This is a genomic window from Kribbella sp. WER1 (genome assembly GCF_054189145.1).
Map to the genome: position 1 here is coordinate 3,473,801 of NZ_CM135186.1, position 14,999 is coordinate 3,488,799.

General features: G+C 67.9%; 14 protein-coding genes. 6 read left to right on the forward strand and 8 right to left on the reverse strand.

The features are described from left to right. The first annotated feature begins 137 nt into the window (after positions 1-137). From ACXJJ3_RS16855 to ACXJJ3_RS16870, 4 genes are all read left to right on the forward strand, one after another. The gene (locus ACXJJ3_RS16855) at positions 138-434 is read left to right on the forward strand and encodes a metal-sensitive transcriptional regulator (protein WP_458171060.1); all 297 of its coding nucleotides are present in this window, start codon (positions 138-140) and stop codon (positions 432-434) included. 91 nt (positions 435-525) lie between these two features. Continuing rightward, positions 526-747, forward strand: a complete 222-nt coding sequence (locus tag ACXJJ3_RS16860) for a heavy-metal-associated domain-containing protein (RefSeq protein WP_458171061.1) — start codon at positions 526-528, stop codon at positions 745-747. Next, positions 744-1,721 (forward strand): hypothetical protein, encoded by a 978-nt coding sequence (locus tag ACXJJ3_RS16865; RefSeq protein WP_458171062.1) that lies wholly within the window; start codon positions 744-746, stop codon positions 1,719-1,721. The genes ACXJJ3_RS16860 and ACXJJ3_RS16865 overlap by 4 nt, the downstream gene beginning before the upstream one ends. After that, positions 1,711-3,951, forward strand: a complete 2,241-nt coding sequence (locus ACXJJ3_RS16870) for a heavy metal translocating P-type ATPase (protein WP_458171063.1) — start codon at positions 1,711-1,713, stop codon at positions 3,949-3,951. The genes ACXJJ3_RS16865 and ACXJJ3_RS16870 overlap by 11 nt, the downstream gene beginning before the upstream one ends. Here ACXJJ3_RS16870 and ACXJJ3_RS16875 read toward each other — a convergent pair. From ACXJJ3_RS16875 to ACXJJ3_RS16895, 5 genes are all read right to left on the reverse strand, one after another. After that, complete coding sequence (locus ACXJJ3_RS16875) at positions 3,944-5,485, reverse strand: glycoside hydrolase family 13 protein (RefSeq protein ID WP_458171064.1); 1,542 nt, start codon at positions 5,483-5,485, stop codon at positions 3,944-3,946. The genes ACXJJ3_RS16870 and ACXJJ3_RS16875 overlap by 8 nt on opposite strands. A gap of 8 nt (positions 5,486-5,493) precedes the next feature. After that, a complete protein-coding gene (locus ACXJJ3_RS16880; RefSeq protein WP_458171065.1) occupies positions 5,494-6,363 on the reverse strand; it encodes a carbohydrate ABC transporter permease in 870 nt (289 codons plus the stop codon). Then, positions 6,360-7,145, reverse strand: coding sequence for a carbohydrate ABC transporter permease (locus tag ACXJJ3_RS16885; protein ID WP_458171067.1), 786 nt, complete (start codon positions 7,143-7,145; stop codon positions 6,360-6,362). The genes ACXJJ3_RS16880 and ACXJJ3_RS16885 overlap by 4 nt, the downstream gene beginning before the upstream one ends. A gap of 443 nt (positions 7,146-7,588) precedes the next feature. After that, on the reverse strand, positions 7,589-8,950 hold the full coding sequence (locus ACXJJ3_RS16890; RefSeq protein WP_458171068.1) for an ABC transporter substrate-binding protein: 1,362 nt from the start codon (positions 8,948-8,950) through the stop codon (positions 7,589-7,591). 253 nt (positions 8,951-9,203) lie between these two features. After that, entirely contained in the window at positions 9,204-10,196 is a 993-nt protein-coding gene (locus ACXJJ3_RS16895) for a LacI family DNA-binding transcriptional regulator (protein WP_458171069.1), read from the reverse strand. 67 nt (positions 10,197-10,263) lie between these two features. On the opposite strand from ACXJJ3_RS16895, the gene ACXJJ3_RS16900 reads away from it, so the two are divergent. Then, a complete protein-coding gene (locus ACXJJ3_RS16900) occupies positions 10,264-11,511 on the forward strand; it encodes a DUF4032 domain-containing protein (RefSeq protein ID WP_458171898.1) in 1,248 nt (415 codons plus the stop codon). 57 nt (positions 11,512-11,568) lie between these two features. After that, positions 11,569-11,838 (forward strand): hypothetical protein, encoded by a 270-nt coding sequence (locus tag ACXJJ3_RS16905; RefSeq protein ID WP_458171070.1) that lies wholly within the window; start codon positions 11,569-11,571, stop codon positions 11,836-11,838. On the opposite strand, the gene ACXJJ3_RS16910 is transcribed toward ACXJJ3_RS16905, so the two are convergent. From ACXJJ3_RS16910 to ACXJJ3_RS16920, 3 genes are read right to left on the reverse strand one after another with little or no spacing between them, the layout of a single operon-like run. Continuing rightward, the gene (locus tag ACXJJ3_RS16910) at positions 11,839-12,660 is read right to left on the reverse strand and encodes a carbohydrate ABC transporter permease (RefSeq protein ID WP_458171071.1); all 822 of its coding nucleotides are present in this window, start codon (positions 12,658-12,660) and stop codon (positions 11,839-11,841) included. Next, a complete protein-coding gene (locus ACXJJ3_RS16915) occupies positions 12,657-13,637 on the reverse strand; it encodes a carbohydrate ABC transporter permease (RefSeq protein WP_458171072.1) in 981 nt (326 codons plus the stop codon). The genes ACXJJ3_RS16910 and ACXJJ3_RS16915 overlap by 4 nt, the downstream gene beginning before the upstream one ends. Further along, positions 13,634-14,992: an extracellular solute-binding protein gene (locus ACXJJ3_RS16920; RefSeq protein WP_458171073.1), complete on the reverse strand. Its 1,359-nt coding sequence runs from the start codon at positions 14,990-14,992 to the stop codon at positions 13,634-13,636. The genes ACXJJ3_RS16915 and ACXJJ3_RS16920 overlap by 4 nt, the downstream gene beginning before the upstream one ends. Positions 14,993-14,999 lie beyond the last annotated feature (7 nt).

The window sequence follows — 14,999 nt, forward strand, 5'->3', positions numbered from 1 at the left end:
CGTCAGTGACCCGCAGGCACGATCCGCATATACCCCCATCCCGTATGCGCACAGGGCTTGCTTTCAATACCCATAGGGGGTAACTTCGGGAGCGTGGAGATACCCCGGAGGGGTAGTTGAGGTGAGGAAGGGTTGAGATGAGCGGCGAGCACGTGCACGGATACAGCGCGGAGAAGGATCGGCACCTCAAGCGGTTGCGGCGGATCGAGGGGCAGGTTCGGGGGCTGCAGCGGATGGTCGAGGAGGATCAGTACTGCATCGACATCCTCACTCAGGTGTCGGCGGCCACTAAGGCACTGCAGTCCTTCTCGTTGGAGTTGCTCGACGAGCATCTGTCGCACTGTGTGGTCGAGGCTGCGCAGAAGGGTGGTCCGGAGGCCGACGAGAAGGTTCGTGAAGCCTCCGACGCGATCGCCCGCCTCGTCCGCAGCTGAGCCCGACCAGCCGCAGCTCTCAGCGCCACATCCTGTAGCTGCACCAACCTCCACCGAATGACATAACCCGTTTCGAGCAAGGAGAACTGATATGAGCACCACTGCTACCTACTCCGTGTCCGGTATGACCTGCGGGCACTGCACTTCCGCGGTCACCGAGGAGATCAGCAAGCTCGTCGGGGTCCAGGACGTGAAGATCGATCTCGTCGCCGGTGGCACCTCCGCGGTGCATGTGACGAGTGAGGCCGCGCTCGACGAGTCCGCCGTCCGGGCTGCCGTCGACGAGGCGGGTTACGAACTGGCGGCGTCGTGAACCGGGCCGCTGCGCTCCGGCTCGGCGCGTTCGCCGGTGCGGTCGTGCTGGCCTTCGGGGCGGCGTTCGGCATCGGGGCCGCGGTTGATCCGATCGCGGCGGCCGACGACACCTCCGGGGCGCCTGCGCACGGAGAGGAGATGGGTGGAATGGAGCAAGGCTCACACGGTGGGCACGACGCCGGCGGGCAGGTCCCGGGGCTGGCCGTGTCCGACCAGGGGTATACGTTCGCGCCGGCGAAGACGTTCTTCACCGGCGGTACGAAGTCGGAGTTGCGCTTCACGATCCAAGGGCCGGACGGCAAGCCGGTCACGAAGTACACGAAGACGCACGAGAAGGACCTGCATCTGATCGTCGTACGGCGGGACCTGTCCGGGTTCCACCACGTGCATCCGGTGCTGGCGGCGGACGGGACGTGGAGTATCCCGTTCACGTTCACCGCGGGCGGGACGTGGCGGCTGTACGCCGACTTCCAGCCGGCCGGGCACGACAGCACGATCACGCTCGGTACGGACGTCAACGTCACCGGGATGTACGTCCCGGTCCCGGTCGCCGAACCGGCCAGCGTGTACAGCTTCCACGGGTACGACGTGACGCTGGCAGGCACGCCCGTCGCGGGCAAGGAGTCCGAGCTGACGTTCGAGGTCAGCAAGGACGGCAAGCCGGTCACGGACCTGCAGCCGTACCTCGGCGCCTTCGGGCACCTGGTGTCGCTGCGCGGCGGGGACCTGGCCTACCTGCACAACCACCCGGCGGAGCACGCCGAGCCGGGGGCGAAGGGTGGCCCGGACATCAAGTTCGCGACCACCTTCCCGACCGCGGGGACCTACAGCCTGTTCCTGGACTTCCAGCACGGCGGCGCCGTCCACACGGCGGAGTTCACCGTCGAGGTCGGCGCGAACGGGACGACGATCGTCCCATCGAAGGCAACAACCACCACACCGGGGCACGCGGAAACGCCCCATGGACACTGAGCGGAGGCAACACATCATGGGTCAGTCCGTCGAGCTCATCATCGGTGGCATGACGTGCGCCTCCTGCGCGGCCCGGGTGGAGAAGAAGCTGAACCGGATGGACGGCGTCACCGCGACCGTCAACTACGCCACCGAGAAGGCGAAGGTCACGTACGACGACGGCATCTCGACCGACGACCTGGTCGCCACTGTCGAGCAGACCGGGTACACGGCGGCGCTGCCGTCGCCGGCCGTCGAGCCGTCCGCGGAGGCACCGGACGAGCTGAAACCCCTGCGGGAGCGGCTGATCGCGAGCATCGCGCTCGCGGTCCCGGTGATCGCGTTCGGGATGATCCCGGCGCTGCAGTTCGACTCGTGGCAGTGGGCGTCGCTGACGCTGGCGTTCCCGGTGGTGACGTGGGCGGCCTGGCCGTTCCACAAGGCCGCCTGGACGAACCTGCGGCACGGCGCCGCCACGATGGACACGCTGATCTCGCTGGGCGTGGTGAGCGCGTTCCTCTGGTCGCTGTACGCGCTGTTCCTCGGCTCGGCCGGCGCGCCCGGGATGAAGATGCCGTTCACGCTGATCCCGTCCCGGGGCGGCGGCGCCGAGGAGATCTACCTCGAGGTCGCGGCCGGCGTCACCACGTTCATCCTCGCCGGGCGGTACTTCGAGGCCCGCGCGAAACGCCGTTCGGGCGCCGCGCTCAAGGCGCTGCTGGAGCTCGGCGCGAAGGACGTCGCCGTACTGCGGAACGGGACCGAGACCCGGATCCCGGCCGACCAGCTCGTCGTGGGTGACGAGTTCGTCGTCCGGCCGGGCGAGAAGATCGCCACCGACGGTGTGGTGGTGACCGGCAGCAGCGCGGTCGACGCGTCGATGCTGACCGGCGAATCGGTACCGGTCGAGGTGGCCCCGGACGACGCGGTCGTTGGTGCGACCGTCAATGCGGGCGGCCGGCTGGTGGTACGGGCGACCCGGGTCGGCGCGGACACGCAGCTCGCGCAGATGGCTCGGTTGGTCGAGGACGCGCAGAACGGGAAGGCCGCCGTCCAGCGGCTGGCCGACAAGGTGTCCGGGATCTTCGTACCGATCGTGATCGGGCTCGCGCTGGCGACCCTCGGGTTCTGGCTCGGCAACGGTTCGCCGGTGGAGGTCGCGTTCACGGCCGCGGTCGCCGTACTGATCATCGCCTGCCCGTGTGCGCTGGGCCTGGCCACGCCGACCGCGCTGATGGTCGGTACCGGCCGGGGCGCGCAGCTGGGGATCCTGATCAAGGGGCCGGAGGTGCTGGAGTCCACGCGCCGGGTCGACACCGTCGTACTCGACAAGACGGGCACCGTCACCACGGGCCGGATGGAGCTGGTCGACGTACTGCTGGCTCCCGGTCAGGAGCGATCCGAGGTACTGCGGCTGGCCGGGGCGCTCGAGCACTCGAGCGAGCACCCGATCGCCCAGGCCGTCGCCCGGGCGGCCGCCCTCGAAGGGAAGCTGCCCGAGGTCGAGGACTTCGGGAACGTCGAGGGGCTCGGTGTGCAGGGGATCGTCGACGGGCACGCGGTACTCGTCGGGCGGACGCGGTTGCTGGAGGAGTGGAGCCAGCACCTGCCCGCGGATCTGGCGCACGCGAAGGAACACGCCGAGGCGGAGGGCAGTACGGCGGTCGCGGTCGGCTGGGACGGCGAGGCACGCGCCGTACTCGTCGTCGCGGACACCGTGAAACCGACGTCCGTGGAGGCGATCCGGCAGCTTCGCCAACTGGGGTTGCGGCCGGTCCTGCTGACCGGGGACAACGAGGCCGTGGCGACGAAGGTCGCCGCCGAGGTCGGGATCGACGACGTGATCGCCGAGGTGCTCCCGGCCGGGAAGGTCGACGCGGTGAAGAAGCTGCAGGACGAGGGCCGTGTGGTCGCGATGGTCGGTGACGGCGTCAACGACGCGGCCGCCCTCGCCCAGGCCGACCTCGGCCTGAGCATGGGCACCGGTACGGACGTCGCGATCGAGGCGAGCGACCTGACGCTGGTCCGCGGCGACCTGCGCGCGGCCGCGGACGCCATCCGGCTCTCCCGCAGCACCCTCCGCACGATCAAGGGCAACCTGTTCTGGGCCTTCGCCTACAACGTGGCCGCCCTGCCTCTCGCGGCCGCCGGCCTGCTCAACCCGATGCTGGCCGGCGCCGCGATGGCGTTCAGCTCAGTGTTCGTGGTGTCGAACAGCCTGCGACTGCGACGGTTCAAGACACTCACCTGAGCCAGGCGGTCGCGTCGCTCGGAAGCCTGCCGCCGTCGAGGGGAACGCTGGAGATCAGCAGCTCCTCGTACGGCGGCAGGTCTACCGCTTTGTCGCTCAAGTTGGTGACGCAGGTGAGCCGCTCTCGTTGGAATGCCAACACCTCCGGCCCGGACTCCCACCACACCAACGCCCCGTCGCCGAGCAGCTCCCGGCGCAGCTTCAGGCCGTTGCGGTACAAGGACAACATCGAGTTCTGGTCCTCGGTCTGCGCTTCGACGGTCAGGTTCTTCCAGTCGCGGGGTTGCGGGAGCCACGGCGTACCGTCGCCGAAGCCGAACGGTGGTTCGTTGCCCGACCACGGTAGGGGCACCCGGCAACCATCTCTCCCCCGGTCGGCGCCGTTCGACCGTGCGAAGATCGGGTCCTGGAGAACGTCGTCCGGCAGATCCTCGACCTCGGGGAGGCCGAGCTCCTCGCCTTGGTAGACGTAGAGCCCGCCCGGCAGCGCCATCGCGAGGAGTGCGGCGGCGCGGGCGCGGCGTTCGCCGAGGACCGGGTCGGTGGGCACTCCGTGCTTGCGGTCCTGGTGCGAGAACGAGGTGTCGGACCGCCCGTACTTCGTGACCGGGCGGGTGACGTCGTGGTTCGAGAGGACCCAGGTGGGCGGGGCGCCGATCGGGATGTGGGTGGAGAGCGTGAGGTCGATCGAGGCGCGCAGTTCGGCGGCGTCCCACGGGCGGGACAGGAAGTCGAAGTTGAACGCGGTCTGCATCTCGTCCGGGCGCAGGTACAGCGCGAACCGTTCCTGGTCGGGCATCCACATCTCGCCGACGAAGAACCTCTCGTCATACCTGTCAGCGATCCGGCGCCAGCCGCGGTACACCTCGTGTACTTCGTCGTGGTCCGTGTACGACTCGGTGGCGCTGTCGAGGTCCTTGAACAGGACGGCGGCGCTGTCGATCCGGATGCCGTCGACGCCGCGGTCCAGCCAGAACCGGAGGACGTCGTGGAACTCCTCGACGACCTCCGGGTTGCGCCAGTTGAAGTCGGGCTGCTCCGGGGCGAACAGGTGCAGGTACCACTCGCCGTCCTCGACCTGTGTCCAGGCCGGTCCGTTGAAGATCGACTGCCAGTCGTTGGGCGGTCCACCGTTCTTGCCGGGGCGGAAGAGGAAGCGGTCACGCTCGGGGGATCCTGGTCCGGCCTGGAGCGCCTGGAGGAACCAGTCCTGTTGGTCGGACCCATGGTTCGGAACGATGTCGACGATGGTCCGGATGCCCAGCGCGTGTGCCTCCGCGATGTACGCCTCCGCCTCCGCGAGGGTGCCGAACGCCGGGTCGATCGCGCGGTAGTCGGCGACGTCGTACCCGCCGTCGGCCATCGGGGACGGGTACCACGGATTCAGCCAGATCGCGTCCACGCCCAGGTCGGCCAGATACCCCAGCCGCTCCCGCAGCCCCGCGAGATCCCCGACGCCGTCACCGTTCCCATCCGCGAAACTCCGCAAGTACACCTGGTAGATCGCAGCTCCCCGCCACCACTCGCCGCCCATCGAATCTCCTAACCTTTCAGGCTTCCGGCGGTGAGACCCGCCATGATGCTGCGCTGGAACACGAAGAACACAAGGATTGTTGGCAGGCTGGCGATCACCAGAGAGGCGATCAGCACGTTCTGTGGCATCTGCGCGGACAGCGACGCGATGCCGACGCTGATCGACATCTTGTCGGTTTCCGGCAGCACCAGCAGCGGCCAGACGAAGTCCTTCCAGACCGTGACCACCGACAGGATCGACACCACGCCGATGATCGGGCGCGACACCGGCAGCACGATCGACCACAGGATGCGGAACGGGGACGCGCCGTCGATCTCCGCCGCCTCCAGCAACTCCTTCGGGATCGAGTCGAAGAAACGCTTCAGCAGGAACACGAAGAAACCGTTCGCTGCCGCCGGCAACCAGATCGCCCACGGGGTGTTCAGCAGATCCGCATGCAGGATCGGCACGTCCTTGGCCACCAGGTACATGGGCAGCAGGAGCACCATCGGCGGGATCATCAGCGTCGCCAGCATCGCGCCGAGCACCAGCTTGCCGAGCACCGGACGCAGTTTCGACAACGCGTACGCCGCCGTCACGTCGACGGCCAGCGTGAACAGCCAGGCGCCGCCCGCGTACATCGCCGTGTTCTTCAGGAACACCCCGAGCTGTAGCTGCTGCCACGCGTCGACGTACACGTGGAAATCAACCGTTTTCGGAAAGAAGCTCGGTGGGATTTCCGCGAGCTCGTCGGGCGACTTGAGGGCGCCGGTCACCATCCAGTACAGCGGAAACACGAACGCGCCGGTGAAGCCGACGACCGTCATTACGAGGACCGTCCAGTAGACGGCTCGGCCGCGCGTCGTGCGCAACGTCAGCGGTGACACGAGAGTTCTCATCGCGCGCTCTCCTCACGCGAGACCCGCAGATAGACGGCGGAGAACACCAGCAGCACGATCATCAACATCAGCCCGAGCGCCGACCCACCACCGAAGTCGCCGAAGTTGAACGCGTACTGGTACATCAGGTAGGCGACGGTGACGGTCGCGTTCTCCGGGCCGCCGCCGGTGAGCAGGTACGGCTCGATGAACACCTGCATGGTGGCGACGATCTGCAGCAGCAGCATCACCAGCAGGATCAGCTTGGTCTGCGGGATCGTCACGTGCCGGACGCGCTGCAGCAGCCCCGCGCCGTCGAGCTCGGCGGACTCGTACAGGTCGCCCGGGATGCTCTGCAGCGCGGCGAGGTAGATCAGCGTGCCGGTGCCGAGGTTCATCCACGTCGACACGATCACCAGGCTGATCAGGGCCGTGTTCGTGGAGTCGAGCCAGCTCAGTGGTGGGATATGTACGACTTTGAGCACCTGGTTGAACAGCCCCGAGCCCGGGTCGTAGAACCATTTGAACAGCAGCACGGCGACCGCCGGCGGGAGCATCACCGGCAGGTAGACCACGAAGCGCAGGTAGGCCTTCGCGTGCTTCAGTTCGTTGAGTACGACGGCCAGCACGAACGGCACGGCGTACCCGATCACCAACGCCAGCCCGCTGAACACCGCCGTGTTCAACCAGGCCACCGCGAAGGCTGGATCGGCGAACACCGTCCTGAAGTTGTCGAACCCGACCCACTTCCCCGGGTCGACGAAGTTGTTCTCCTGAAAGCTCAGCACGATCTCCCGCACCATCGGATACCAGGAAAACAAGGCGAAACAGACCAACGCCCCACACAAGAATCCATACGCGGTCAAATTCCGCCCAACCGCCCTCCGCAGGGCACCCGCACTACCGGTGGATGAGAGGTCACCACCGCCCACCACTTTCCGCAGCTGAGCGTCCTCATCACCTCCCTTCCCCACTCCCGCCTCCGACAGCTCACCCTTCCCACGACCTGCCGCCCTCACCCCCTCCCGCGGCTGAGCTTCCCCACCACCCGCCATCCCCACCTCCGGCAGCCCGTCCTCCCCACGACCGACCGTCCCCGCCTCCGGCGGCTTGTCCTTCCCACCGCCCGCCGTGCCCGGCGGCTTGTCCTTCCCACCGCCCGCCGTGCCCGGCGGCTTGTCCTTCCCACCGCCCGCCGTCCCCGCGGAGCGGGGGCGGCGGGGGTTTGTTGTGGTGTCGTCTGTCATCAGGTGTTCTTCGCCAGGATCTTGTTGGCTTTGGACTCTGCGTCCGACAGCAGCTTGGTGATGTCGGCGTCCTTGCGGGTCAGCACCGCGGACATCGCGACGTCGAGAACGGCGTACAGCTCCTGCGCCTTCGGGGGTTCGAGCTTGTTGGTGATCTTGCCCTGCGCCTCGACGTACGGCGTGAAGTTGTCGACCGGGACCGTCGCGTACTGCTTCCGGAGCGCGCTGATCTGCTGCCCCGGCGCGCTGTCGCCGTACAGATCCGGAATCGGCAACCCGACCGGCCGGCCCTGTTCCTTCGCTCGTGCGTAGTTGAACTGCCCCTGCCCGGGCGTCAGCTCGTGGAACTCCAACCACTGCAACCCGGCCTTGATCTTCTCCGGCGACGCCTTCGGGTTGAACATGTACCCGTCGCCCCCGCTCAGCGACGACTGCCCGCCCGACTCCGGTACGGCGGTCACCCCGTAGTCGTCGAACTTGCCCTTGAAGTCGTTGTTCACCGACTGCACCACATCGGGCGCCCCGATCATCATCCCGAGCTTGCCGCCGCCCATCATGCGCATCAGGTCCGCCCACTGCAGCAACTGCTTGCTGCCCATCGAGTTGTCGTCCCAGCGCATCCGTTGCAGGTTCTCCAGCACCGCCTTGCCCTGGTCGCTGTTGAACGCGGCGGTCTTCCCGTCGTCGCTCACCATCGACCCGCCGCGCGCGTACAGCTCCGCCGCGAAGTGCCATCCGCCGGTGTTCCCGGCCGAGTACTCGCCGAACCCGACGTACCCGGGCCCGAGCGCCGCGATCTTCTTCGCCGCCGCCCGTACGTCGTCCCACGTCTTCGGCGGGTTCGCCGGGTCCAGCCCGGCCTGCGTGAACAGCTTCCGGTTGTAGACCAGGCCCATGTTGTAGTTGTTGCGCGGCAGCCCGTACGTCTTCTCGCCGTCCTTGAACACGCCCATCACGTCCGGCCGCAGGTCCTTCACCGCGCCGACGCTGCCGACATACTGGCTGATGTCCGCGGCCTGCTTCTTCTCGATGATCTTCCGTACGTCGGTGTAGTAGACGTAGAACAGGTCCTCCTGGGTCCCGCCTGCCAGCTTGGCCTGGAACGTGTCGGGGTTGATGCAGGGGAACGCGTCCTTCCCCTGGACCGTGATGTTCGGGTGCGCCTTCTGGAACGTGGTGACGTCCGCCTCCCAGGCGGCGCGTTCCTTCGGATTGCTCTTCGGCGGCTCGCAGCCGACCGTGATCGTCACCTGCCCACCGGCCGAGTCCCCCGCCGGCTTCTTGTCGGTCCCGCAGGACGCGGTCACCAGCCCGAGTCCCATCACCAGCAGCAGGCTGAGCCCGCGACGCGTTGTGGTCATGTCCACCCTCTCCCTTTCTGGTGCCGTCACCGTAGGGAACTGGATCCATGAGCGCAATACTTCGATTTGAAATTGCAAAAACATGACTTCTCATGGGAGATTGCCTGCCACTGGGCAGACGACAACAGCCGCCGACCGGATCGGTCAGCGGCTGCTGGGGTGTGCGCGGAGGCTAGGGCGTGTCTGGTGATTCCGCGCCGTAGCGAAGCCGTGCCGGGTGCCCCGCAGTAGGCGGGGAATTGCCAGACACGCCCTACGTGCGGGCCCGCGCGGTGGAGGCGCGGACGACGAGTTCAGGCTCGAAGAGCAGTTCGTCGGCCGGGACGGTGGCGCGCTCGATCAGCGCGACCAGCATGTCGACGGCGGCCCGGCCCATCGCGTCGATCGGCTGCCGGACGGTGGTCAGCGGCGGGTCGGTGCAGTTCATCATCGCGGAGTCGTCGTACCCGATGACCGAGACCTCGTCCGGCACGCTCAGCCCGGCCCGGCGGACCGCGCGGATCGCGCCGAGCGCGAGGATGTCGCTGGCGCAGACGATGCCGGTGACGCCCGCGTTCACCAGCTTGGTGGCGGCCGCGTGCCCGCCCTCGAGCGAGAACATGCTGTGCTCGACGAGCTCCGCGTCCGTGTCCTCGGCGGCCAGGTACGCGTCCAGTTTCCGCCGCGACGGGATGTGGTCGCGCGGCCCGAGCACCATGCCGATCCGCCGGTGCCCGAGCGCGCGCAGGTGGCCGATCGCCATCTCCGCGGCGACATGGTCGTCCGACGAGACCTGCGGGAAGCCGAGGTGGTCGACCGCCGCGTTCACGAGGACGGCGGGCAGTTTCCGCTCCTGGATCAGCTCGTAGTGCTGGTGCGGCGCGTCGGCCTGCGCGTAAAACCCGCCGGCGAACACCACGCCGGACACCTGCTGCTGCAGGAGCAGGTCGACGTAGTCCGCCTCGGACACGCCGCCGAGCGTGCGAGTACAGAGCAAGGACGTGAAACCTTGCTGCGCGAGTGCTCCGCCGACAACCTCGGCGAACGCCGGGAAGATCGGGTTCTGCAACTCCGGCAGCACCAGCCCGACCAGCCGCGCCCGGTCGCCACGCAGCTGGGTGGGCCGCTCGTACCCGAGCACATCCAGCGCGGTGAGCACCGCTTCCCGGGTGGCGTCGGAGACGCCCGGCTTCCCGTTGAGCACCCGGCTGACCGTGGCCTCACTGACGCCGACCTTCTTGGCCACCTCTGCAAGTCGTCGAGTCATGGCGCAAACTCTACGCCAGATCGCGCAAGTTCTTGCAAGAGCTTGCGCGCCTCCCTGAACACTCAAGATTCCTGACAGACTGGTGGTCGTGCCTCGATTCGTCGCCACCCGCCCGGACACCGGTCTGCTCTCGCTCCCGTGGGACATCCCGCTGGAGGACTGGCCCGAAGACCAACTGGTCGCGCTGCCGCGCGGTATCTCGCGGCATGTCGTCCGGTTCGTCCGCGTCAACGGCAGCGTGTACGCGATCAAGGAGGTCCTCGAGCACCTGGCGATGCACGAGTACCGGCTGCTCCGCGACCTCGAGCGTCTGGAGGCGCCGTCGGTCGAACCCGTCGGCGTGATCACCGACCGGGTCGACCGCAGCGGCGAACCGATCGACTCGATCCTGATCACCCGGCACCTGCAGTTCTCGCTGCCGTACCGCGCGCTGTTCTCCAGCACGCTCCGCCCGGACACCGTGAACCGGCTGATCGACGCACTGGTCGCGCTGATCGTCCGGCTGCACCTGCTCGGGTTCTTCTGGGGCGACTGCTCGCTGTCGAACACGCTGTTCCGCCGCGACGCCGGTGCGTTCGCGGCGTACCTCGTGGACGCCGAGACGGGCGAGTTGCACCAGGACATCTCCGACGGGCAGCGCGCGCACGACCTGTACACGGCCGAGATCAACCTGTTCGGTGAGCTCCTCGACCTGCAGGAGGGCGGGCTGCTCGACGAGTCGATCGACCCGCAGGAGACGGTCGAGTCGATCCAGAAGCGGTACGAGGCGCTGTGGGCGGAGCTGACCGCGCCGGAGGAGTTCGCGAACGACGAGATGCACCGGCTGGACTCGCGGATCCGGCGGCTGAACGAGCTCGGCTTCGACGTCGCCGAGATCGACATCATCACCGACTGGGACGGCAGCCAGGTCCGCATCCAGCCGAAGGTCGTCGACGCCGGCCACCACTCGCGGCGGCTGCTGCGGCTGACCGGGCTGGACGTGGAGGAGAACCAGGCGCGGCGGCTGCTGAACGACCTGGACTCGTTCGCCGCCGCGACCGACCAGCAGAACGAGGACGAGGAGATCGTCGCGCACCAGTGGCTGACCGAGGTGTTCGAGCCCGTCGTCCGCTCGGTGCCGCGCAACCTGAGCCGCAAGCTCGAGCCCGCGGAGATCTTCCACGAGGTACTCGAACACCGCTGGTTCCTGTCCGAGCAGGCCGGCCACGAGGTCGACACGATGGAGGCGGCCCGCTCGTACGTGAACGACGTACTCGCTGCGAAGCCCGACGAGAAGCTCGCGCTGCCGACGCCGACCTTGCCGGAACCTGACTGACACCTGCAACGTTCGGGCCCGCACCAGCGTGATCTGAGTGTGGAGCTTGACGCAGTGATGGAACGACTCGTCGCCGACAGCCTGGCGAAACACGCGGCGAACGCGGCGAACGCTCCGACCAACGACAACCTCCTCCCCGCCGTCCACGCCCGCTTACACCGCCGTCGAGCAACCCTTGCCATCAGCGCCCTCGTGGTCGCTTTTGTCGCCATCGCGATCACCGCGCTGCACAGCACCACACATCCCCAGCCCACCCACGAAGTACCTGCTCCCGGCCCCGCGCAGTCACCGCGGCCGCGACCTGTGAGTACTGACACGGCCCGCTGACTACTTGAGCCCGGACGTGTTGAACCCGCTGACGAACCGGCGCTGCATGAAGAGGAACAGCAGCAGGACGGGCAGCACGTAGAGGACCGCCCCGGCCGCGACCAGGTTGTTGAGCGGCAGACCCTGGCTGTTGACGTACCCGGACGCCATCGCGACCGCGAGCGTCGTACTGTCCTGGCTGAGGAACATCGCCGGTCCGACGAAGTCGCCCCACGCGTGCGTGAACGACAGGATCACGCTCGCCGCGATCACCGGCCAGGACTGCGGCAGGAAGATCCGCCAGAAGATCCTGATGTACCCGCAGCCGTCGATGATCGCCGCCTCCTCCATCTCCCGCGGGATCCCGGCGAAGAACTGCCGGAACAGGAAGATCAGGAACGCGCTCCCGCCCAGGCCCCACGCGACCCACGGCCAGTACGTGTTCACCATGTGCAGCTTGGAGAAGATCAGGTACGTCGGGACCAGCGTGACGATCCCGGGCAGCATCATCGTGGCGAGCAGAATCACGAAGAGCTGCTTCTTCCCGGGCGCCGTCAGCCGCGCGAACCCGAACCCGACCCACGCCGAGCTCAACGTGGTCAGCGTCGTACTGATCAGCGCGATCGTGAGGGAGTTCCGGGCAGCGCCGACGAAGTTCACCTTGCTGACGGCGTCGCTGTAGTTCGCGAGCCGCGGGTGCGCCGGCCACCAGGTCGGCGGGAACGACGCCATCTCGGCCGGGGACTTCAGCGACGTCGACACCAGCCACACGATCGGGCTCAGCATCACCAGGACGACGGCCAGCAGGACGACGTACAGCGCCCAGCGGTAGGAGCGGGTCATCGGCGGCCCTCCGGTTCGACGGTGTAGAAGACCGTGCGCGCGCTGACCTTGAGGATCACCAGCGTGACCAGCAGGATCACACCGAACAGCAGCCACAGCATCGCCGACGCATACCCGAACCGGGCGGCGCTGAAGTACTGCGCGAACACGTGGATCATGTACAGGTAGTTGCCCTGCGGCACCGTCCCCGCGCCGCTCAACGTCCCGGACGACAGCAGCAGCGGCGCGAACGACTGCAGCGATCCGATGATCCCGGTGATCACCTGGAACAGGATCACCGGCGACAGCAACGGCACGGTGATCCGGGTGAACGACTGCCAGTACGACGCGCCGTCGACGAGCGCGGCCTCCTGCAACTCCTTCGGGATGTCCTGCAGGCCCGCGAGCGAGATGATCATCGACCCGCCGCAGCCCCACAACACCAGCGCGTACAGGACGTACCGGACGTTCGGGTCGACGAGCCAGGTGATCGGATTCGCCCCGAGACCGCTGAGGATGCCGTTCGCGGCACCGGCGTCCCGGTCGAAGATCAGCCGGAAGGTCAGCGCGGCACCCACCGGCGGCACCACGGCCGGCAGGTAGATCAGCCCGCGGAGCAGACCACGGCCCCGGATCGGCTGGTTGAGCATCACCGCGAGCAACAGCCCGGCCAGGATCGACAGCGGCACCGTGATCAGCGCGAACAGCCCGGTCTTGCCGAGAGAGCTGAGCGTCAACGGATCGCGGAACACCTCGAGGTAGTTGTCGAAGCCGACGAAGTGCGTCCGCGGCGACAGCCCGTCGGAGTCGGTCAGGCTCAGCCAGAACGCATACGCGAGCGGAAACACGGTCAGCCCGACGAACCCGAGCACCCACGGCGCGACGAACAGGTAGAAGGTGCGCGCCCGCTTCAGGCTGGGCGGCTTCTTCCGGCGCTCCCGCGACGTCACCAGAGCCGGCGCCGCGGATCGTCGCGCTTCCGTCGTCGTCGAGCTCACCGGAGTCGCTTCTTTCCGTCCGCCAACTGCTCGTTGACCTGCTTGGTCACCGCGTCCGCGAACTGCGCCGCCGAGCTCGCGCCTTTGATCGCCTTCGGCAACTCGCGGCCGATGATCCCCTCGATGGCATCGATCCGCGCGTACGGCGTGAACGTCGAGACCGAGAAGTACTTCTGCTCGGCGAGCTGAACGTCGTACGCCTCCTTCTGGTACGGCTTGGTGCGTGGCATCAGGTCGCGCAACGACTTCAGCGCCGGGATGCCCCAGCCGCTCTTCGCCCGCTCCTTGGCGGGATCGCCGGCCAGGTACCACTCCATCACCGCCCAGGCGGCGTCCTTGTTCTTGCCGGCCTTCGGCATCCACAGGCCGGTGGCCGCGTAGCACGGGCTGATCCGCTGGTCGCCGAACTGCGGCGCGGGCAGCAGATGCGCCGCGGTCGCCAGCTTCGGGTCGCTGCTGAACACGCCGCCGAACCAGTACCCGTCGGTGGCGATCGCCATCCGGCCGGCCTGGAAGGTCGGGCCGTCCCAGCCGTTCGGGTCCGGGTTCAGCACGGTCGGGCCGATGCCGGCCTTCGCGTAGTCGAGGTACCAGCCGATCGCCTTCAGCGCTTCCGGGCTGCTCAGGTCGATCGACGCCAGGTCGTCCGCGAGCACCTTGCCGCCGGCCGAGGCGACCATCGTGGAGAGCGCGACGAAGACGCTGCTGCCGGCCGGGTTCATCCCGTAGACGCTGATCTTCGCGCCCTGCCGCTTGGTCAGCTTCTTGCCGAGGTCGAGCAGTTCGTCGTACGACAGCGGCTTGTCCGCGCTCGGGTGCGGAACCTTGGCGCCGTCGAAGAGCGTCCCGTTGTACCAGAGCATGGCGTCCTGGGAGTAGTCCTTCGCGAACCCGTACCGCGGGCCGGCGCCCTGCTTCTGCCCGTCGAACCGCCACAGGTCGTTCACCGGGTCGATGTCGTCGGCCTTGATCAGCGAGCTCTTCGCGAAGTACGGATCGAGGTCCTCGGCCACCTCGCGGGCGGCCAGGTACGCCGTCTCGGTGGCGCCGGTACCGCGGACCACGTCCGGCGGATTCCCGCTGGCCAGCATCGCGGTCAGCTTGGTCAGGTCGAACTCGACCGTCTTCACGGTCACGCCGAGCGCCTGGCCGGCGGCCTTGGCCTCCTTCGGGCCGAACTCGCCGGACTGCGACATCACGGTCACGGTGCCCTTGGCGGCGGACGTCCCGGCGCCGGCGGCCGGCGTGTTCGACGAGGACGCGGGCGAGCAACCGACTGCGAGGGCACCACCAGTTGCCGCGCCGCCGATGGCCAGGAACCGGCGGCGGGACAGCCCCGGGGTCGTTGTGGTCATGGTCAAC